Raw genomic sequence first — 20,475 nt, 5'->3', positions numbered from 1 at the left:
GTCAACTCCCGGTGGCTGTGTGCCGGCTCAGGACGCGGACACCCGGTCGGCCGCGCGCCCGCTGTGCCGGGCGCGGCGCGGGCGGGTCGGCGCGAGCCGCAGCATCTGGGCGGTGGAGCTGTCGTCCAGCTCGACGAGGTCGCTGCGCGACTTGATGAAGTCACTGAACGAGCGGTAGCCGAGCGCCTTCTCGCTGAAGGACGGATCCATCCGCTTCATCTGGCCCTTCACCGTCGAGCTGTGCAGCCACGGCGAGTCGTCCTTCTCGTGGCCGAGCTGCATCGCCCGGGCGAGCAGGCGGGTCGCCACGTGCTGCGGGTCCTCCTGCTGCTCCTCCGTCGCATCCGCGCCGCCCTCTGCGGCCGGGGCGCGTTTACGACCGCCGCGGCGGGTCGGGCGCTTCGCGGGCGCAGCGTCCGCCTCGGGAGCGGCGCCGTCGGCGGCGGCCGCCTCCGTGTCGCCGTCGGCCTCCGCCGGCGAGTCCTCCGCCACGACGGCAGAACCGCTCGAGGCCGCAGCCGCAGCCGCGCCCGACCCGGCCTCAGCCTCGGCGACAGCAGCCTCCGCCTCCTCCGCCTCCAGCTCGGCCTCCTCGGCGTCCGCCGCCTCGTCCCGGGCGATGCCGGGCAGGTCGTCGTAGCTGACGAACTCGTCGCACGCGGCGGCGAGAGACTTGGCGGTCGACCCGGCCACGCCGATCCCGATCACGTAGCGGCCGAGCCGCTTCACCCGCTGGGCCAGCGGGATGTAGTCCGAATCGCCGGCCACGATCACGACGTGCGTGAGCTCCGGCAGGCGGAACAGGTCTTCAACGGCGTCGACTGCGAGCCGGATGTCGGCTCCGTTCTTGGCGTACGCCGCCGCGGGGAAGAGCTGCACCAGGTCGACCGCCCGGCCGACCAGCTGCCCGCGGTACTCCGCGTTCACGGCCGACGACCAGTCCGCGTAGGCGCGGGTGAGCACGAGCGTGCCGAACGACGACGAGAAGTCGATCACCGCGCCCAGGTCGACGCGGGCCTCGGCCAGCTTGTCGGCGAAGGATGCTTTGGGCTGGGTCGAGCTCGACTTCGGGCGGTCGCGCATGTAGCTGCCGCGCCCGTGCACCTGGTCGTAGCGCGAGATGACGATGTTGTCGAAGTCGATGTAGACCGCGACACGGCCGTCTCCGGGTTCACTCATGGTGCCAGGTTAGCCTGCGCCCGCCCGGGCGGACCGGGGCGGGCGCAGGCTGTGGAGAACTGTCAGCGTGTGGAGTACCGGTCCGCCACATCCAGGGCGGCGTCGATCGCGGCGAGTCCGCGCCGCAGCTCGTCCTCCTCGATGACCAGCGGCGGTGCGATGTGCACGCGGTTGAAGTGCGTGAACGGCCAGACGCCGGCCGCCTTGCAGGCCGCCGCGACCTCCGCCATCGGCGCCGCATCCGGACCCGCCGCGTTGAACGGCACCAGCGGCTCGCGGGTCTCGCGGTCGCGCACCAGCTCCAGCGCCCAGAACAGCCCGCGCCCGCGCACCTCGCCGAGCGAGGGATGCCGGTCGAGCCACGAGCGGATCTCCGGCTCGACCACGCGGCTCCCCAGGTCGCGGACCCGCTGCAGGATGCCGTCGCGCTCGAACACGTCGAAGGTCGCCACCCCGGCGGCGCAGGCGAGCGGGTGGCCCGAGTACGTCAAGCCGCCCTGGAAGGCGACGTCGTCGAAGTAGGAGGCGATCGCGTCGGAGATCACGACGCCGCCCAGCGGCACGTATCCGGAGTTGACGCCCTTCGCGAAGGTGATGAGGTCTGGGACGACGTCGAACGCATCCACCGCGAACCACTCGCCGACCCGGCCGAAACCGACCATCACCTCGTCGGCGATGTAGACGATCCCGTACCGGTCGCACAGCTCGCGCACGCCCGCCAGGTAACCGGGCGGCGGCACGAGCACGCCGTTCGTCCCCACGATCGTCTCGAGGATGACCGCCGCCACGGTGGCCGCGCCCTCGAGGACGATGACGCTCTCGAGGTGCTCGAGTGCGCGCTGCGTCTCCTCCTCAGCGGTGGTCGCGTGGAACGCCGACCGGTACGGGTACGGCCCGAAGAAGTGCGCCACCGACGGGTCGGACGGCTCGTTCGCCCAGCGGCGCGGGTCGCCGGTCAGCGAGATCGCCGTCGCCGTGCCGCCGTGATACGAGCGGTACATCGAGAGCACCTTGCGGCGGCCGGTCACCCGGCGGGCGAGGCGCACCGCGTACTCGTTCGCGTCCGCTCCGCCGTTCGTGAAGAAGACCTTGTTCAGCGTCCCCGGCGCGACCTCCGCGATGCGGCGGGCGAGCTCCCCGCGCACGTCGTTCGCCATCGACGGCTGCACCGTCGTCAGGCGGCCGGCCTGCTGCTGGATGGCGGCGACGAGATCGGGATGCTGGTGGCCGAGGTTCAGGTTGACCAGCTGGGAGCTGAAGTCGAGGTACGCGTTGCCCTCGTAGTCCCAGAAGGTCGAGCCCTCACCTGCGGCGATCGGCAGCGGGTCGATCTTCGCCTGCGCGCTCCAGGAGTGGAAGACGTGCGTGCGGTCGTCGCTGCGCACCTGGCGCTCAGCCGCCTCGTCGCCGAACGGGTGCTCGACGCCGTGCCGGTCGAGGTAGCCGGTGCGCGTGGTCGCGGCGGTGTGGATGGTGTCGGTCATGTCGTCCTCGTCGCTCAGGAGTTGCCGGGGAAGGAGAGCTCGATGCGCGAGTGCACCGGGTCCGGCCACCGCGTGGTGACCACTTTGCTCCGCGTGTAGAAGTGGAACGACTCGGGGCCGTAGATGTGCGAGTCGCCGAACAGCGAGTTCTTCCAGCCGCCGAACGAGTACGCGCCCACGGGCACCGGGATGGGCACGTTGATGCCGACCATCCCGACCTCGACCTCGAACTCGAAGCGCCGTGCCGCGCCTCCATCGCGGGTGAACAGCGCCACGCCGTTTCCGTACGGATTGGCGTTGATCAGCTCCACCGCCTCCTCGTAGGAGCCGACGCGGACCACGCTCAGCACCGGCCCGAAGATCTCGTCGTCGTACGCCTTCATGCCCGGCCGGACGTTGTCGAGCAGGCTGACGCCGACGAAGAAGCCGTCTCCGTCGAACTCGCGTTGCGTGCCGTCGGCGACGACCGTGGCGCCCTCGGCGGCCGCGCCGCTGACGTAGGAGGCCACCTTGTCGCGGTGCTCGCGGGTGATGAGCGGGCCCATCTCGCTGGCCGCGTCGGTGCCCGGGCCGATCCGCAGCGCATCCAGGCGCGAGTGGATGGCCGGCACCAGCCGGTCGCCCACGTCGCCGACCGCGACCACCACGCTCACGGCCATGCAGCGCTCGCCGGCCGATCCGTACGCGGCGGAGACCGCGGCGTCCGCGGCCGCGTCGATGTCCGCATCCTCGAGCACCACCATGTGGTTCTTCGCGCCGCCGAGGGCCTGCACCCGCTTGCCGGCGGCCGAGGCCCGCGTGTAGATCGAGCGGGCGATCGGGGTGGAACCGACGAAGCTGACGGCCGACACGTCGGGGGAGTCGAGGATGGTGTCCACCGCCTCCTTGTCGCCGTGGACGACGTTCAGCACGCCGTCGGGCAGGCCCGCCTCGCGGAACAGCTTCGCCAGGAAGACGGAGGCGCTCGGGTCCTTCTCGCTCGGCTTGAGCACGACGGTGTTGCCGCAGGCGATCGCGCTGGCGACCATCCACAGCGGCACCATGACCGGGAAGTTGAACGGCGTGATGCAGCCGACAACGCCGACCGGCTGCTTCACGCTGTGCACGTCGATGCCGGTGGACACCTGCTCGCTGTACTCGCCCTTGAGCTTGTCGATGAGGCCGGAAGCGAACTCGACGTTCTCGAGCCCGCGGCCGATCTCGCCGGCCGCATCCGACAGCACCTTGCCGTGCTCGGAGGTGACGATCGCGGCGAGCTCGTCGCGCCGCTCCGTGAGCAGGTGACGAAGGCGGAACATCACGTCGGCGCGCTTGGTCAGGCTGGTGGCGCGCCAGGCCGGGAAGGCGGCCTTGGCGGCGGCGATCGCGCGGGCCGTCTCCGCTGCGTCGGCGAGGGCGACCTCGTGCTGCTGCTCGCCCGTCGCGGGGTCGAACACGGGACCGGTGCGGTCCGGCCGCGCGGTCGGGTCGGCGGGGTGCTCCGCGCCGGCGATGAAGTGGCGGATCAGGGCCACGAGGTCCTCCAGGTGGATCGGTCCGGACGTTCTGCCCGGTGGTGGAAGTAGGCTGGTCTCCCCATCGTCACAGAGCGGAGGCGCCAGAAGCGATGCCAGATCGTCGGGACCCGGCACCCAGCCGAACAGTTCGTCCGGAGCCGGTGGTGACGGTGAGCTCCGTGCTCCCGACCGTGCGCGAGGTGCTGCGGATGGAGCCGGTCGCGCGGGCGCTCCCGGAGGTGCTGACCGGACGGGACCGGCTGGATGCTCCGGTGCGCTGGGTGCACGTCGCCGAGACCGCGGAGGCGGCACGGCTCGGGTCGGGCGGCGAGCTGCTGCTCGCCACGGGGGTGGGCTGGCCGTCCGACGACGCGGCGCTGCGCAGGCTCGGGCGCGTGCTGATCGAGGCGGACGTCGCCGGGCTGGTCCTGGAGCTCGGGCCGCCGATGCCGGTCGCTCCCTCCGCCCTCGTCGACGAGTTCGAGGCCGCCGGCCTGCCCTTCGCCGTGCTGCACCGGGAGGCGCGGTTCGTCGCCATCACGGAGGCGGTCCACGCCCGGATCATCGCGGAGCAGATGGCGGCTCTGCGGGCGCGGGACGACATCCACGCGCTCTTCACCGACCTCAGCCTGCGCGGCAGCCCGGCCGACTTCATCGTCGAGCAGGCCGCGCGGGTGCTCGCGTCACCGGTCGTGCTGGAGGACACCAGCCACCGCGTCGTCGCGGCGGCCGGACTCGATGCCGGCCAGCGCGGCGGGGAGGCGGAGCTCGCGCAGTGGGAGCAGCGCTCGCGCTCGGCGCACCGCGGCGAGGGCGGAGGCTGGACGATCGTGCCGGTCGAGGCGCGCGGGATGCGCTGGGGGCACCTCGTCGCGCTGCCGGGCGAGCAGCATCCCGCCGGCCGCTCCAACGTGCTGGAGCAGGCGGCCGTCGCGCTCGCGCTCAGCCGGCTGTCGGACCGCGACGACGACGAGTGGACGCGGCGCAGCCACGACGCGCTGCTGTCCGCCCTGCTGGGGCGGCGGTTCGCGGGGGAGGGCGGCGTGACGGCGCGCTTCGAGGCGGCCGGGTTCCCGGTGGCCGGGCGGACGCTGGCGGGCGCGGCGCTGCGTCTCCGATCGGGAACGCTGCCGGTGGCCGCGGCGCCGCGGGCGGTGGAGGCGGCGCGGGCGGCGGGGGCGGACGCGGTCGCGGGGCGGCACCCGGAGCAGGCGGGGACGTTGGTGGTCGCGGTGTCGGTGGGGGCGGGGCGTGGGGTGAGTGGTGCCGCGGGTGGCGCGGTGGTTGGTGGCGCGCTGGGCGGCTCCGTGCGTGGCGGGCCTGGCGCCGGGCCTGGTGGCGCGGCGGGCGGTGCCGTGGGCGGCGGACCGAGTGGTCGATCGGGTGGCGGGCTGAGTGACGCGCTGTTCGAGGCGATCGCTGAGGCGGTCGCCGGTGCGCGGCTGGACGACCCGGCGACGGTCGTCGCCGTCGGGTCGGACGCCCGCGGGATCACCGGGCTGCTGTCGTCGCTCGAAGAGGCCGTCGAACTGGCGGCGGGATCGTCGGCCCGGCCGGACGCGCGCCTCGGCCGGCGGCCGGTCGTGCAGCGGGTGCAGCACCGTCCGCTGCTCCGGCTGGTGAACGCCTTCGGCAGCGATCCGCGGATGCTCGAGCACACGGAGCAGATGCTGCGGCCCCTGATCGAGCACGATCTCGCGACCGGCGGCGACCTGGTGGATGTGCTGCGCGCCTACCTGACGCACCCCGGCAACCGCACGCGCGCGGCGGCGGCGAGCCACCTGTCCCGCTCGGTCTTCTACCAGCGGATCGCCCTCATCGAGGAGCTCCTCGGCATGGACCTCGACGACGGCGAGACGGTCGCCGCGCTGCACGCCGCCGTGCTGGCGCGCGGCCGCACCGCGCGCTGACGCGCGGCGTCGGCGGCGTGCTGCGTGGGCCGTCGCCGCCGATGCCGTCTACGAGATTTGTGCCAAATCGCGGTTATGCGCCGCTCATTCCCACGATTTGGCACAAATCTTCGCCACTCTCGCGGGGCGCCGCGCGCATCCCGTGTCGCTCCAGACATTCGTCACGAATGACGGGATTGCGCCCTCCGTAACCGCGATTCGTCACGAATGTTGCCGTCGCTCGCGGGCAGCGCGCGCATCCCGGCGCCGTCGCTCGAGACATTCGTGACGAATGGCGGGATTGCGCCGCCCGACACCACGATTCGTGACGAATGTCGCGTCCACACGCGGGCGCCCCGCCATCGGCGACGGCGCCGCGCGCGAGATTCGTGCCAAATCGCGGTATTGCGGCGCTCATTCCCACGATTTGGCACAAATCGTGCGGCCCGACGAGAACCTCGGCGCCACGCGCCGCCTCAGGAGTCGAATCCCATCCCCACCGCGTCGAGCGCGCGGAGGAACGCGTTGCGGTGCCCCGCCCGGTGGTCCGCCTGGTCGAGCGACCAGCGGGTGAGCGCGATCCCGGCGGAGGCCGCCGGCTCGGGCGGGAAGGGGACGGGGCGCGTCCGCACCATTTCGAGTGACGTGCGCTCGGTGGTGCGGCCGGCCAGGAGGTCGAGCATGACCTTCGCGCCGAAGTGCGTCGCCGCCACGCCGAGGCCGGTGTAGCCGGCGGCGTAGGCGACGCGTCCCTGGCGCGCCGAGCCGAAGAAGGCGCAGAAGCGGCTGCAGGTGTCGATGGCGCCGGCCCAGCGGTGCGTGAACGTGAGTCCTTTGAGCTGGGGGAAGGTGGTGAAGAAGTGCGCGGCCAGCCGCCGGTACGTCTCCGGCCGCTCCTCGTACTCCTGCCGAACGCGTCCGCCGTAGTGGTACACCGCGTCGTAGCCTCCGAAGAGGATGCGGTCGTCCGCGGTCAGTCGGTAGTAGTGGAACTGGTTCGCCGAGTCGCCGATGCCCTGCCGTCCCTCCCAGCCGATCGAGGCGCGCTGCGCGGGGGTGAGCGGCTCGGTCATCAGCACGTAGTCGTACACCGGCACGGTCGCGAGACGATTCCGGCGCAGCAGGCTGGGGAACACGTTGGTGGCGAGCGCCGTCCGCCGCGAGCGCAGCGTCCCCGCAGGCGTCTCCAGCACCGTCCCGTCGCCGATGCTCTCCACCGGCGAGTGCTCGAAGATCTCGACGCCCGCCTCGACGCACGCGCGAGCCAGCGCACGGGCGAGCTTCGCCGGGTGGATGAGCGCGGAGTCCCGCCGTCGCAGCAGACCCGCCCGGTAGGTGGGCGAGTGGACGAGCGCCCGCACGGCGTCCCGGTCGAGCAGCGTGGCGTCCGGTCCCTCCGACTCGCGGAGCCCCTCGATCTGGTACTCCTCCGTGGCGACGTCGAGGGCGCCGTTGCGCTCGAACTCCGCATCCAGGCCCAGTTCGGCGACGATCGCCTCGATCTCGTCGAGGTTCCGCATCCCGAGCCGCTGCAGCTCGTCGAACTCGCCGGGCCAGCGGGAACGGCCGTTGTCGTCGCCGTGGGTGAGGCTGGCCTCGCAGAAGCCGCCGTTGCGTCCGGAGGCCGCCCATCCGACCCGCCGGCCCTCGAGCAGCACGACGCGCGCGGAGGGGTCCTCGCGCTTGGCGAGGAGCGCCGTCCACAGTCCCGTGTAGCCGCCGCCGACGACGGCGAGGTCGCAGCTCACGTCGCCGTGCAGTCGCGGGTAGCGGTCGCCGGGGGCGTCCTCGGTCCAGAACACCGCCTGGCGACTGGGCGCGAGCGCGTGGCGCACCACCGCGTCGTCGGGTCGCGTCCGCTCGAACACCGTGCTGGTCCGGGATGGGCTCACGCGGTCATTCTGCCGGATGCGGCCGGAGCCGTTCGTCGGGAAAGGACGGCTGCGCCGTCCAATCCGTCCGGATCGCCCACGCGAACCCGCGGGGTGCGCCGGAAGCGCGAACAAGTATTGTTGGCCGCGCACCATGAAGGGAGGCGGCCGTGAGCAACGGAGCGGGGCGCGTGACCATCGCGGGGCTGGCCGACCGGCTGGGTCTCTCGAAGGCGTCGGTGTCGTACGCGCTCAACGGGCTGCCCGGTGTGAGCGACGAGACCCGGGAGCGGGTGCTGGCGCTCGCCGAGCAGCTGGGATGGCACCCCAGCTCGTCCGCGCGTGCCCTGTCGCGGGCGCGGTCGGACACGATCGGCATCGTGCTGCGTCGCGACCCGGGACTGCTCGGCGCGGAGCCGTACTACATGAGCCTGCTCGCCGGCGTCGAGAGCGAGCTCTCCGAGACCGGGCAGTCGCTGCTGCTGCGGATGGTCGGCGCCGACACCGGCCAGGAGGTCGCCGCGTACCGGCGCTGGAGCGCCGAGGCGCGGGTGGACGGCGTGATGCTGTTCGACCTGACGTTCGACGACCCGCGCCCGGCGCTGCTCGACGAGCTCGGGCTGGCGTACGTGCTGCACGGCAACCGCGAGACGCTGGCGCCGGGCAAGGTGCTGCTGTACGACGCGCGGTCCGACGCCGGGCTGCTGGTCGAGCACCTGGCGTCGCTCGGCCACCGGCGGGCGCTGCACATCGCGGGTCCGGCCGAGTTCGAGCACGAGCAGGACCGGCGGGATGCGGTGGATGCGTGGGGCCGCGAGAACGGGATGGAGTTCTCGTTCGCCACCTCGGACTACTCGATGGAGGCGGGGGAGCGGATCGCTGCGGAACTCGTGCGCGACGACCCGTCGATCACCGCGGTGCTCACCTCGAACGACCTGCTGGCGCTGGGCGCCCAGACCGCGCTGACGCACGGCGGACGCGACGACGTCGCGATCGTCGGCTGGGACGATTCGCTGCTGTGCCGCCTGGGGACGCGCCCGATCACGGCCCTCGACCGCTACCCGGAGGAGCAGGGCCGACGCTCGACCCGGCTCCTGCTCGACCAGCTCGCCGGCCGGACCGCGTTCGACCGCCGCGCCCGGGCGAGCCGCCTGGTGCCCCGCGCGACGAGCATCCCCGCCCGCTCCGAGGCGCGCACCGCGTCCCGCTGACGGGAGTCGCCTGCCTACGCGCGCCCACTCCGTCGAGTACACGAAAAGTGCCCGCTTCAACGGCGCGTCGCGTGCACTTTTCGCGTACTCGACGGAGGGGGGCGGGCGGGACGCGGGCGGCGCGCCAGCAGACGCATCCCGCACCGGCGTACCGCCCGGTATACCCTCGGACGAGGTGAAGTCAAGCATTGACAGATGAACCGGTTAAGTTAGGCTTCCCCTGGCGCCCCGCCGCACGGCCCTCGCACCAGACCGGCAGCGCCCCCATCAAGAGACGAAGGAGTCACAATGAGGAAACGCGCCATCGCCGCGGCGGCGGTCGCCGCAGCGGTCTCGCTCGTGGTCGCGGGCTGCAGCAGCTCGGGATCGGGATCGTCCGCCAGCGGCTCGACGATCACCTACTGGGCGAGCAACCAGGGGACCAGCCTCGATAACGACAAGCAGGTCCTCACCCCGGTGCTCGACGAGTTCACCAAGGAGAGCGGCGTCAAGGTCAAGCTCGAGGTCATCGGCTGGAACGACCTGCAGACCCGCATCCAGACGGCCGTCACCTCCGGCCAGGGTCCGGATGTGCTCAACATCGGCAACACCTGGGCCGCGTCCCTGCAGGCGACCGGCGCGTTCCTGCCCTACGACGACGCCAACATGAAGGCGATCGGCGGCAGCGACAAGTTCGTCCCGACGGCGCTGAAGACCGGCGGCCAGGAGGGCAAGCCCGTCACCAGCGTCCCGCTGTACGGCCTCGCCTACGGCCTGTACTACAACAAGAAGATGTTCAGCGACGCCGGCGTGCAGCCGCCGACGAACTGGGAGGAGCTGGTCGCCGCAGCCAAGAAGCTGACCAACGGCACCACCTACGGCTTCTCGCTCGCCGCGGGCAGCTACACCGAGAACGTCCACTTCGCCTTCATCAACGCGTCGCAGAACGGCGGCGAGTGGTTCGACAGCAAGGGCAACCCGACGTTCACCAGCCAGGCCAACGTCGACGGCATCAAGCGCTACCTCGACCTGATGCAGTCCGACAAGGTCGTCAACCCGTCGAACGCGCAGTACGACAACGGCGTGCAGGCGGTCAACGACTTCGCCACCGGCAAGGTCGGCATGATCCTCAGCCAGAACAACGCGGACGCCTCGATCGTGTCGAACGGCATGAAGAGCGACCAGTACGGCGTCGTGCCGTTCCCGGCTCCCGCGGGCGCCAAGCAGATCGCGACGTTCCCGGCCGGAATCAACCTGTCGATCTTCAAGAACACGAAGAACAAGGATGCGGCGCTCAAGTTCGTCAAGTACATGACGAGCGAGTCCACCCAGTCCAAGCTGGCGAAGCCGTACGCGACGCTTCCGGTGCTGGACGGCGTCAAGCCGACCTTCACGGACAACGCCGAGGAGGCCGCGACCTTCCAGAAGATCTACAACGACATGTCCAAGCCGCTCCCGCTGGTCCCCGCTGAGGACCAGTTCGAGAACACGGTCGGCAAGGCGATGAACGACATGTTCGCGAAGATCGCCACCGGCAGCACGGTGTCCGCCTCGGACATCAAGTCCGCGATGCAGAACGCGCAGGACCAGGTCAAGCAGTCCATGGGCGGCTGATCAGCCCACGACCCGTTCGTCGGGCGGGGCGCGGCCGGCCGCTCAGCGGCCACCGCGTCCCGCCCGGCGACCAGCCACACCTGTAAGGAGACCCATGTCGACGACGACAGACGTCCGAGGCCCCGCACAGACCGTGCCGGCGGCCGCCGCCCCGCCCGCGCCCAAGCGCCGACGCCCGAAGGGATGGTGGCTGCCGTTCATCCTGCTGGTGCCGGCCGTCGTCTTCGAGCTGTTCATCCACGTCATCCCGATGCTCACCGGCATCTGGATCAGCTTCCTCCAGCTCACCAAGTTCTACATCGCCAACTGGGGCGAGGCGCCGTTCGTCGGGCTCAAGAACTACGCGGTCGCCCTGGACTTCAGCGGCTCCGTCGGTGCCGGCCTGCTGCACTCGTTCATGGTCACCGTCGGCTTCACCATCCTGGTGGTCGGCCTCTCCTGGGTGCTCGGGATGGCCGCGGCCGTCGCACTGCAGGGCCGGTTCCGGGGGCGTGCATTCTTCCGCACCCTGTTCCTGGTGCCCTACGCCCTGCCGCTCTACGCCGGCATCATCACCTGGAAGTTCATGTTCCAGAAGGACACCGGCGCGATCAACAACTTCTTCTTCGACACCCTCGGGTTCTCGGGCGACAAACCCTTCTGGCTGATCGGGAACAACGCCTTCTGGGCGATCGTCATCGTCGCCATCTGGCGGCTCTGGCCCTTCGCCTTCCTGATGCTGATGGCCGGCCTCCAGTCGATCCCGGCCGAGGTCTATGAGGCCTCCGCGGTCGACGGGGCGAAGCCGTTCCGCCAGTGGCGGGCGATCACCCTCCCGATGCTGCGCCCGGTCAACTCGGTGCTGCTCCTGGTGATGTTCCTCTGGACCTTCAACGACTTCAACACGCCGTACGTGCTGTTCGGGAGCACCGCGCAGCCGGCGTCCGGAGACCTGATCTCCTTTCACATCTACAACGCCTCGTTCCTGACGTGGAACTTCGGCTCGGGAGCCGCGATGAGCGTGCTGCTGCTGATCTTCCTGCTGATCGTCACCGGAATCTACCTGCTCGCCGTGAATCGGAGGAACCGCGATGCGTGAGACCGTCTCTTCCCACATCTTCCGCTGGGTCGTCATCGCCTTCCTGACGATCTTCACGGTCGTCCCGCTCTGGGTCATGGTGACGTCGTCGATGAAGCCGCTGTCCGAGGTGCAGGCCGCATTCACCTGGATCCCGCGGAACATCACCTTCCAGCCGTTCATCGACATGTGGTCGACCGTGCCGCTCGCGTCGTACTTCGTGAACTCGCTCATCGTGTCCAGCGCCGCGACGCTGATCTCGCTGGTGATCGCGGTGTTCGCCGCCTACGCGGTCTCTCGCTACCGGTTCAAGGGCCGCAACGTCTTCACGACCACGGTGCTGTCGACGCAGATGTTCCCGGGTGTGCTGTTCCTGCTCCCGCTGTTCCTGATCTTCGTGAACATCAACCAGGCGACCGGAATCCAGCTGGTCGGCACCCGCTGGGGCCTCATCATCACGTACTTCACGTTCGTGCTGCCCTTCTCGATCTGGATGCTCGCCGGCTACTTCGACGGCATCCCGCGCGACCTGGATGAGGCGGCGAAGGTGGACGGCTCAGGCCCGATGGGCGCGCTGTGGCACGTCGTGCTCCCTGCCGCGCGGCCGGGTCTCATCGCGGTGGCGATCTACTCGTTCATGACGAGCTGGGGCGAGGTGCTGTTCGCGTCGGTGATGACGACCGATGAGAACCGGACGCTCGCCGTCGGACTGCAGCTGTACTCCACGCAGACGAACGTCTACTGGAACCAGATCATGGCCGCCTCCCTCGTGGTGTCCATCCCGATCGTCGTGGCGTTCCTGCTGCTGCAGCGCAACTTCGTGGCGGGACTCACCGCCGGCGCGGTCAAGTGACGCGCGTCGACCGTCCCTCGCCGGTGCTCCACGTCGGCGAGGCGCCTGTGGTGTGGCTGGGCGCGAACTTCTGGTCGCGCACCGGGGGTCCGCTGATGTGGACGCGCTACGACCCGGCGGTCGTGCGCGAGGAGCTGCGCGTGCTCGCCGAGCACGGCCTCAACATGACGCGCTCGTTCTTCTACTGGCCCGACTTCCATCCCACCCCGGACTCGCTCGACGAGCAGTGCGTGGCGAACTTCGCGGACTTCCTGGACGCGCATTCCGAGACCGGCATGACCACGGTGCCGACCTTCCTGGTCGGTCACATGTCGGGGGAGAACTGGGATCCGGCGTGGCGGGACGGGCGCGACCTGTACCGCGACGTCTGGTTCGTCGGGCGCCAGGCCTGGTACGTCCGGGAGCTCACCGCGCGGTTCGCCACGCATCCCGCGGTCGCCGGCTGGCTGCTCACCAACGAGGTGCCGATCTACGGCGGCGAGGCGCCGCGTCCCATCGTCGACGCGTGGGCGTCGCTCCTGGTGGATGCGGTGCGCGCGGGCGGCGGGACGCAGCCGGTCGCGGTCGGCGACGGCGCCTGGGGCATCGAGACCACCGGGCACGACAACGGCTTCTCGGTGCGCGACCTCGCGGAGTACACCGACTTCATCGGGCCGCACGTCTACCGGATGGAGACGGACCAGATCCGCCAGCACCTGAAGGCCGCGTACATCGCCGAGCTGGCTGCGACGAACGGGCTGCCGGTGATCATGGAGGAGTTCGGGCTCACCAGCGACTTCGTGTCGGATGCGGGAGCCGCCTCCTACTACCGGCAGCTGCTGTACACGACGCTGCTGGCAGGAGCGACGGGCTGGATCGCGTGGAACAACACCGACTACGACGACCTGGCCGACCAGCGGCCGTACTCGCACCATCCGTTCGAGATGCACTTCGGCATCACCGACCGGCACGGCAACCCCAAGCCGCCGCTGCGGGAGCTCGCCCGCTTCGCCGCGGATCTCGCGGCGATCGACCTGCCGTCGGTGCGTCGCGCGCCGGTCGACGCCGCGCTGGTGGTGCCGTCGCACCTGGCCGAGGACTACCCGTTCACCCAGGAGGAGGAGCGGGCGCACATCGTGGCCACGGGGGAGCAGGCGTATGTCGCCGCGCACGAGGCGCACATCCCCGTCGCCGTCGTGCGCGAGAAGGAGGACGGCGGCCTGCCGACCGGGTACGGGCTGTACCTGCTGCCGTCGGTCAAGCAGCTGTGTGCCACCTCGTGGCAGCAGCTCGTCGCGCTCGCGCGCGACGGGGCGACCGTCTACGCGTCCTACTCGCACGGGCCGAGCGGTGTGCAGCGCGGACCGTGGTGGGCGCACACCGAGGAGCTCTTCGGCGTGCGGATGGACAGCGCCTACGGACTCGCCGAGCCGGTGACGGACGACACCGTCGTGCTGCGCTTCACCGAGGCGTTCGGACCGTTCGCCGCGGGCACGGAGCTGCGGTTCGCCGCGGCCGGCAACGAGAACGGGCGCACGTACCTCCCGGTGCGCGCGACCTCCGGCCGGGTCGTCGCGGTGGATGCGCACGGGCGCCCCGCGATCGTGGTCGCCGACCACGGGGCCGGACGGGCGGTGCTGTGCGCGTATCCGCTCGAGTTCTTCGCGTCCGCCCGGGCGCGGGTGAACCCGGAGCAGACCTGGCGGCTGTACGACGCGCTCGCCGAGGTGGCGGACGTGGAGCGGGATGTCCGGCTGGACGACCCGCGCGTCTTCACCGACACGCTGGTGCACGAGGACGGCCGCCGCTTCGTCTTCTTCGTGTCGCAGCACGAGACGCCGGTGACGATCACGGCGTCCGTCGCCGGAGGCGAGCTCCGCACCCTCGACGGCGACCCGTCCGCCGCGATCGACCTGCCGCCCTACGGCGTCGCGCTCCGCCTCCTCGCCCTCGACTGACCCGCGCCCCCGTCCCCTCCGCCCTCGCTCTCGCCTCCGCCCTCCGTCGAGTACACGAAAAGTGCACGCTTCACCGGCGTGTCGCGTGCACTTTTCGTGTACTCGACGGAGGGGGAGGGGCGGGATGCGCGGGGCGCGTCATAAGGCGGGGCGCGGGTGCGTCTGGGTGGGTGTGCAGGAAATACTCTCGATGGACGTGTCCCCGGTCGTCGCGCGGTTGCGCGCGGCCACGGCCGAGAAGCTCGCGCTCGGCGCCGCGGCCGCGGCGGCGCTCGTCGCCGCCGGCGTCGCGCTCCTGGTGTTCCTGATCGGCGACCATCGCCTCGACATCGCGGGGGACCGGTCCGTCGGGCAGGTCACCGCGATCGCGGGGGCGGCCGCCACGGCGCTGGCGTACGCCGGCGGACGGGTCGCGGTGCTCCGCTCCCCGCACGTCGGTCCCCGGCTGGAGCACCGCAGTCGCAGCGCGTTCGCGGTCGCCGTGTTCGAGACCGCTGCGGTGGCCCTCGCGCACGCCCTCGTGATCGGGCTGGTCTGGACGATGGCCGCCGACATCCTGTCGCGCAGCTTCGCCGAAGCGCCCGTCTACGCGCTCGAGGCCGTCGCGATCGTCGGTCCGGCCGTCGGCCTCAGCGCGTACATCGCCTTCTCCTCAGCGGTGCACATGACGCCGATGCTGCTCTCGTCGGTGCTCACCGTGTTCCTCACGGTCGGCGCGATGACATCGATGCTGACCGCATCGGACCGCTTCTGGTGGAAGGAGAACCTGAGCTCCCTCGGAACCCACCTCGACCTCTCCGGCCTGACCTTCAACGCGACGCTGGTCGTGGCCGGTGTGCTGGTGACGGCCATGGCACGCATGTCCACCCTCCACCCGGGCCGCTTCCTGACCCGCGGCGAGATCCTGGTCCGGGTCGCGCTGATCGCCCTCGGCGTGCTGCTGGCCTGCGTCGGCCTCGTGCCCGTCAACGTTTCCGTGCTCATCCACAACACGGTGGCGACCGGGATGGCCGTGGTGTTCTGCGCGCTCGCCGTCGGGATCCGGTGGGCCCTCCCGCGGATGCCGTTCCTCTTCGTGGCGATGGGCTGGGCGATCGTGGCGGCCATCGGCGTCTCCGCGGTGCTGTTCGCGGTCGGCTACTACAACCTGACCGCGGTGGAGCTCGTCGCGTCCCTCGCCATCTTCGCCTGGATCATCGTGTTCCTGCGGGTGTTCGGCGCGCTGCAATCCGACGCCGCATAGAACCGCCGCAACCACCTCAGGATGCGGGCGCGTGGCGGTCGAGGAACGCGTACACCTCGGTCGCGTCGACGCCGGGGAACGTCCCGGTCGGCAGGGCCGCGAGCAGTGACGTGGGCGTCCGCGCGGCCGGCCACGCCATCCCCTCCCACCGCTCCGCGAGCGCTCCCGGCGGGCGGCGGCAGCACGACTCGTCCGGGCACCGCGACACCGCGCGGTTCGGCGTCTCCCGGCCGCGGAACCACTTCACGTGGGCGAACGGCACGCCGACGCTGACCGAGTAGTCGCCCTCCTTGGCCTTCTCGACCCGTGACGTGCACCAGAACGTGCCGGTCGGCGTGTCTGTGTACTGGTAGTACGGGCTGAACCGGTCGGCCACGTCGAACACCGTCCGCGCCGTCCAGCTGCGGCACACCGGCGTCCCCTCGACCGCGCCGAGCGCATCCGACGGGAACACGACCGCGTCGTTCTCGTACGCCTTGATGATGGTGCCCGACTCGTGCACCTTCATGAAGTGCACCGGGATGCCGAGCCGCGCGGTCGCCAGGTTGGTGAACCGGTGCGCCGCGGTCTCGTAGGTGACGGCGAAGGCGTCGCGGAGGTCCTCCATGGAGATGCGCCGGAAGTTCTTGGCCTCGCTGAGGAAGGCGACCGCATCCTTCTCCGGAAGCAGCAGCGCCGCGGTCAGATAGTTGGTCTCGATGCGCTGCCGCAGAAAATCGGCGTAGTTTCGCGGCTCGTCGTGGCCGAGCACGTGCGAGGCGAACGCCTGCAGGATGGGGGAGCGGGAGTCGCGCGACGGCGACTGCTCGGTCGGCAGGTAGATGCGCCCGTTGCGCCGGTCCGTCACCGAACGGGTCGAGTGCGGCAGGTCGCCGACGTAGTGGAGTGCGTAGCCGAGGTGGTCGGCCATGTCCGTCACCGTCTGGTGCGAGACCGGTCCGCCGGTGTGGCCGACGGCGCCCAACAGGTTCGCCGCTATGGCCTCCAACTCGGGGAAGTGGTTGTCCCGCGCGCGCATGGTCGCGCGCAGCTCCGCGTTGGCCCGGCGCGCCTCCTCGGGAGTCGCCGCGCGCTCGCGGTGCAGCCGCTCGACCTCCTGATGCAGGGCCAGGATGGCCTGCAACGTCGCGTCGGGCACGGTGCGGCCGACGCGCACCGGGTCGATCCCGAGGGAGGCGAACACCGGTCCGCGCTGCGCCCGCTCGACCGCGATCTCGAGCGCCGCGCGCTCGTCGGGCGCCTCGGGGGCGAGCAGGTCGTCGACCCTCACGTCGAGCGCGGAGGCGATCGCGCGCAGCAGCGCCAGCCGCGGTTCCCGGTTGCCGTTCTCGATGGTGGAGACCTGCGAGGGCGCGCGGTCTACCGCCGCGGCCAGCGCCTCCAGGGTCAGCCCGCGCTGCTGACGGAAGGCGCGGATGCGGCGGCCGAGCGTGAGCGCGTCGGCCGCGGGGCGGTCGTCCTGCACGTCCTCGATGACGGTCATGCTCGCCATGCTGACACTCCGGGGAAGTTCTGGCAAACAGAAGAACGGGCGTATTTCTGTCGACCGATCCGGTCGGGAGGCCTTCCAGCGGGCGAAGGATCGAGGCAACCGATCGACCGATGGAGGTCCCGATGAGCACCCCGAACCGTCCCGAGAACAGCGCCCGCCCGGGCGACACCACCCAGACGGCCGCCGAGCTGCAGCTCGAGTGGGATGCCGACCCGCGCTGGTCCGGCATCCGCCGCGACTACACCGCCGACGACGTCGTCGCCCTGCGCGGCCCGGTCCGCGAGGAGCAGACCCTCGCCCGCCGCGGCGCCGACCGTCTCTGGGAGCTGACCCAGCGCGACAGCACCACTGACGACCCGCGGTGGGTCGCGGCGCTCGGCGCGCTGACCGGCAACCAGGCCGTGCAGCAGGTGCGCGCCGGGCTCGAGGCCATCTACCTTTCCGGCTGGCAGGTCGCCGCCGACGCGAACCTCTCCGGCCAGACCTACCCCGACCAGAGCCTGTACCCGGCGAACTCCGTCCCGGCGGTGGTCCGCCGCATCAACAACGCCCTGCTGCGCGCCGGCCAGATCGAGGGAACCGACGGAGCGGTGAGCGACTGGATGGCGCCGATCGTCGCCGACGCCGAGGCCGGCTTCGGCGGCCCGCTGAACGCCTACGAGCTCATGCACTCTATGATCCAGGCGGGCGCCGCAGGCGTCCACTGGGAGGATCAGCTCGCCAGCGAGAAGAAGTGCGGGCACATGGGCGGCAAGGTGCTCATCCCGACCGGGCAGCACATCCGCACCCTCAACGCCGCCCGTCTGGCCGCCGACGTCGCCGGGGTGCCGACGATCGTCATCGCACGCACCGACTCCCTCGCCGCGACCCTGCTGACGAGCGACCACGACGAGCGCGACCGTCCGTTCCTCACCGGGACGCGGACGGCCGAGGGTTTCTACGAGGTGCGGAACGGCATCGAGCCGGTCATCGCCCGCGGGCTGGCCTACGCCCCGTACGCCGACCTGCTGTGGGTGGAGTCGGCCGAGCCCGACCTGGAGCTCGCCCGCCGGTTCGCGGAGGCGGTGCACGCCGAGCATCCCGGCAAGCGGCTGGCGTACAACTGCTCGCCGTCGTTCAACTGGCGCAGCCACCTCGACGACGCGACCATCGCCCGATTCCAGCGGGAGCTCGCCGCGATGGGATACGCCTTCCAGTTCATCACGCTGGCCGGGTTCCACGCCCTCAACCACTCCATGTTCACGCTCGCCCGGGACTACCGCGCCCGGCAGATGAGCGCGTACGTCGACCTGCAGGAGGCCGAGTTCGCCTCCGAGGCCGACGGCTACACCGCCACCCGCCACCAGCGGGAGGTCGGCACCGGGTACTTCGACCGCGTGGCGACCGCGCTCAACCCCGACAGCGCGACGCTCGCCCTGGTCGGCTCCACCGAGGAGCACCAGTTCTGACCGGGCCGTTCGGCACACGAACCGGCTCTCACACCTGAAGGAGACGCATCATGATCGAGATCACCGGGCCGCGCGACGCCGCGACCGACACCATCCTGACGCCGGAGGCCCTCGCCTTCGTCGACCACCTGCACCAGACCTTCGCGGCGCGCCGGCAGGAGCTCCTGGCGGAGCGCGCCCTCCACCGGGCGCAGGCCGGCAACGGCCGCGACCCGGGCTTCCTCAGCAGCACGGCCGCCGTCCGCGAGGACGAGCACTGGCGCGTCGCCGGGGCGGGGCCGGGCCTCGAGGACCGGCGGGTGGAGATCACCGGCCCCACGGATCCGAAGATGGCCATCAACGCCCTCAACTCCGGCGCGCGTGTCTGGCTGGCCGACTTGGAGGACGCGACGAGCCCGACCTGGGAGAACATCGTCGGCGGCCAGTGGACGCTGCACGACGCCGTGCGCGGACGCCTCGCCTTCACGAGCTCCGAAGGCAAGCAGTACCGGGTCACGACGCCCCAGGAGCACACGCCGACGATCGTGATGCGGCCCCGCGGCTGGCACCTGGTCGAGAAGCACCTGGCGTTCACCGACCGGGCCGGGCGCACCGCTCCGGCCAGCGCGTCGCTCACCGACTTCGGTCTGTACTTCTGGCACAACGCCCAGGCCCTGGTGGATGCGGGGCGCGGCCCGTACTTCTACCTCCCGAAGCTCGAATCGCACCGCGAGGCGCGGCTGTGGAACGACATCTTCGTCTTCGCCCAGCAGCGCATCGGGATGCCGGTGGGCACCGTGCGCGCGACCGTGCTGATCGAGACGATCCCGGCGGCCTTCGAGATGGAGGAGATCCTGTTCGAGCTGCGCGACCACTGCGCGGGCCTCAACGCCGGACGCTGGGACTACATCTTCTCGATGATCAAGACGTTCCAGGGCCGCGGGCGCCGGTTCGCGTTCGGCGACCGCGACGGGATCACCATGACGGTCCCGTTCATGCGGGCGTACACGGAGCTGCTGGTGGCGACCTGCCACCGGCGCGGAGCCCACGCGATCGGCGGCATGAGCGCGTTCATCCCGAACCGGCGCGACCCGGAGGCGACCGAGCGGGCGCTGCAGCGGGTCGCCGAGGACAAGCGGCGCGAGGCCGGGGACGGCTTCGACGGGACGTGGGTGGCGCATCCCGACCTCATCCCGACCGCGCTCGCCGAGTTCGACGCCGTGCTCGGCGACCGGCCGAACCAGGTCGCGCGGCGCAGGGACGACGTGCACGTGACCGCCCACGACCTGCTGCGCGTCGATGGCGCGGCAGCCACCGTGACGGATGCGGGGGTGCGGTCGACCGTCTCCGTCGCCCTCCGCTACATCGAGGCGTGGCTGCGCGGGACGGGCGCCGTCGCGATCGACGGGCTGATGGAGGATGCGGCGACCGCGGAGATCTCGCGCTCGCTGCTGCGGCAGTGGATCGACAACCGCGTCGTGACCGTCGAGGGGACGGCCGTGGATCGGGTGTCCGTGTCGCGCATCCTCGACGAGGAGCTCGACCGGCTGGATGCCGACGGCACCCGGTTCGCGGACGCCGCCGAGCTGCTGCGGGAGGTGTCGCTGGGGGAGGAGTTCCCGACGTTCCTCACCATCCCCGCGTACGCGCGGTTCCTGGTCGACGGTCCGCAGAACGCGGACGCCTCGGTAGGCGCTGCGTCGGGTGGGGCGGAGCTGCCGCTCGCCGGCTGATCCGGGCCGC

14 protein-coding genes are annotated in these 20,475 nt (G+C 71.2%); 9 read left to right on the top strand and 5 right to left on the bottom strand.

Translation table 11 applies throughout. From position 1 onward, the window contains the following. Positions 1 to 27: 27 nt before the first annotated feature. The 3 genes from J2W45_RS06915 to J2W45_RS06905 form a co-directional block, all read right to left on the bottom strand. On the bottom strand, positions 28 to 1,179 hold the full coding sequence (locus J2W45_RS06915) for an NYN domain-containing protein (RefSeq protein ID WP_310130135.1): 1,152 nt from the start codon (positions 1,177 to 1,179) through the stop codon (positions 28 to 30). A 62-nt stretch (positions 1,180 to 1,241) separates the two neighbouring features. Continuing rightward, positions 1,242 to 2,663, bottom strand: coding sequence for an aspartate aminotransferase family protein (locus J2W45_RS06910; protein ID WP_396427075.1), 1,422 nt, complete (start codon positions 2,661 to 2,663; stop codon positions 1,242 to 1,244). 14 nt (positions 2,664 to 2,677) lie between these two features. Beyond that, a complete protein-coding gene (locus J2W45_RS06905; RefSeq protein ID WP_396427074.1) occupies positions 2,678 to 4,177 on the bottom strand; it encodes a CoA-acylating methylmalonate-semialdehyde dehydrogenase in 1,500 nt (499 codons plus the stop codon). Between the two features lie 146 nt (positions 4,178 to 4,323). Between J2W45_RS06905 and J2W45_RS06900 the strand changes: the two genes are divergently transcribed. Further along, complete coding sequence (locus J2W45_RS06900) at positions 4,324 to 6,069, top strand: PucR family transcriptional regulator (protein WP_310130134.1); 1,746 nt, start codon at positions 4,324 to 4,326, stop codon at positions 6,067 to 6,069. A gap of 455 nt (positions 6,070 to 6,524) precedes the next feature. Here J2W45_RS06900 and J2W45_RS06895 read toward each other — a convergent pair whose 3' ends face one another. Continuing rightward, positions 6,525 to 7,940: an NAD(P)/FAD-dependent oxidoreductase gene (locus J2W45_RS06895; RefSeq protein ID WP_310130133.1), complete on the bottom strand. Its 1,416-nt coding sequence runs from the start codon at positions 7,938 to 7,940 to the stop codon at positions 6,525 to 6,527. A gap of 149 nt (positions 7,941 to 8,089) precedes the next feature. On the opposite strand from J2W45_RS06895, the gene J2W45_RS06890 reads away from it, so the two are divergent. The 6 genes from J2W45_RS06890 to J2W45_RS06865 all read left to right on the top strand — a co-directional run bounded on the left by J2W45_RS06890 (position 8,090) and on the right by J2W45_RS06865 (position 15,813). After that, positions 8,090 to 9,130 (top strand): LacI family DNA-binding transcriptional regulator, encoded by a 1,041-nt coding sequence (locus tag J2W45_RS06890; protein WP_310130131.1) that lies wholly within the window; start codon positions 8,090 to 8,092, stop codon positions 9,128 to 9,130. A gap of 288 nt (positions 9,131 to 9,418) precedes the next feature. Further along, positions 9,419 to 10,723, top strand: coding sequence for an ABC transporter substrate-binding protein (locus J2W45_RS06885; protein WP_310130127.1), 1,305 nt, complete (start codon positions 9,419 to 9,421; stop codon positions 10,721 to 10,723). Positions 10,724 to 10,817: 94 nt separating this feature from the next. Then, positions 10,818 to 11,801, top strand: coding sequence for a carbohydrate ABC transporter permease (locus J2W45_RS06880; protein ID WP_310130124.1), 984 nt, complete (start codon positions 10,818 to 10,820; stop codon positions 11,799 to 11,801). Then, the gene (locus tag J2W45_RS06875; protein ID WP_310130121.1) at positions 11,794 to 12,633 is read left to right on the top strand and encodes a carbohydrate ABC transporter permease; all 840 of its coding nucleotides are present in this window, start codon (positions 11,794 to 11,796) and stop codon (positions 12,631 to 12,633) included. The genes J2W45_RS06880 and J2W45_RS06875 overlap by 8 nt, the downstream gene beginning before the upstream one ends. Next, the gene (locus J2W45_RS06870; RefSeq protein ID WP_310130119.1) at positions 12,630 to 14,570 is read left to right on the top strand and encodes a cellulase family glycosylhydrolase; all 1,941 of its coding nucleotides are present in this window, start codon (positions 12,630 to 12,632) and stop codon (positions 14,568 to 14,570) included. Before J2W45_RS06875 ends, J2W45_RS06870 begins: the two co-directional genes overlap by 4 nt. A 190-nt stretch (positions 14,571 to 14,760) precedes the next feature. Then, entirely contained in the window at positions 14,761 to 15,813 is a 1,053-nt protein-coding gene (locus J2W45_RS06865; RefSeq protein WP_310130116.1) for a hypothetical protein, read from the top strand. Positions 15,814 to 15,829: 16 nt separating this feature from the next. Here the strand turns inward: J2W45_RS06865 and J2W45_RS06860 are convergent, their stop codons facing one another. Beyond that, positions 15,830 to 17,305, bottom strand: a complete 1,476-nt coding sequence (locus J2W45_RS06860; RefSeq protein WP_310130112.1) for a helix-turn-helix domain-containing protein — start codon at positions 17,303 to 17,305, stop codon at positions 15,830 to 15,832. 122 nt (positions 17,306 to 17,427) lie between these two features. Here J2W45_RS06860 and aceA point away from each other — a divergent pair, with 122 nt between their 5' ends. Next, positions 17,428 to 18,753 carry an isocitrate lyase gene (gene aceA / locus J2W45_RS06855; protein WP_310130107.1) on the top strand — a complete coding sequence of 442 codons (1,326 nt, stop codon included), beginning with the start codon at positions 17,428 to 17,430 and terminating at the stop codon, positions 18,751 to 18,753. Positions 18,754 to 18,803: 50 nt separating this feature from the next. After that, positions 18,804 to 20,465: a malate synthase A gene (gene aceB, locus J2W45_RS06850; RefSeq protein WP_310130104.1), complete on the top strand. Its 1,662-nt coding sequence runs from the start codon at positions 18,804 to 18,806 to the stop codon at positions 20,463 to 20,465. Positions 20,466 to 20,475 lie beyond the last annotated feature (10 nt).

Origin of the sequence: Leifsonia shinshuensis (genome assembly GCF_031456835.1) — a bacterium.
GTDB lineage: Bacteria > Actinomycetota > Actinomycetes > Actinomycetales > Microbacteriaceae > Leifsonia > Leifsonia shinshuensis_C.
This window is presented reverse-complemented; position numbering and strand designations above follow the sequence as displayed.

Excerpts from the sequence above, each read along its gene's own strand:
- J2W45_RS06885 (WP_310130127.1), top strand. The coding sequence starts at position 9,419 with ATGAGGAAACGCGCCATCGCCGCGGCGGCGGTCGCCGCAGCGGTCTCG.
- aceA (WP_310130107.1), top strand. The coding sequence starts at position 17,428 with ATGAGCACCCCGAACCGTCCCGAGAACAGCGCCCGCCCGGGCGACACC.
- J2W45_RS06910 (WP_396427075.1), bottom strand. The coding sequence starts at position 2,663 with ATGACCGACACCATCCACACCGCCGCGACCACGCGCACCGGCTACCTC.
- J2W45_RS06875 (WP_310130121.1), top strand. The coding sequence starts at position 11,794 with ATGCGTGAGACCGTCTCTTCCCACATCTTCCGCTGGGTCGTCATCGCC.
- J2W45_RS06860 (WP_310130112.1), bottom strand. The coding sequence starts at position 17,305 with ATGGCGAGCATGACCGTCATCGAGGACGTGCAGGACGACCGCCCCGCG.
- J2W45_RS06915 (WP_310130135.1), bottom strand. The coding sequence starts at position 1,179 with ATGAGTGAACCCGGAGACGGCCGTGTCGCGGTCTACATCGACTTCGAC.
- J2W45_RS06880 (WP_310130124.1), top strand. The coding sequence starts at position 10,818 with ATGTCGACGACGACAGACGTCCGAGGCCCCGCACAGACCGTGCCGGCG.
- aceB (WP_310130104.1), top strand. The coding sequence starts at position 18,804 with ATGATCGAGATCACCGGGCCGCGCGACGCCGCGACCGACACCATCCTG.
- J2W45_RS06865 (WP_310130116.1), top strand. The coding sequence starts at position 14,761 with ATGGACGTGTCCCCGGTCGTCGCGCGGTTGCGCGCGGCCACGGCCGAG.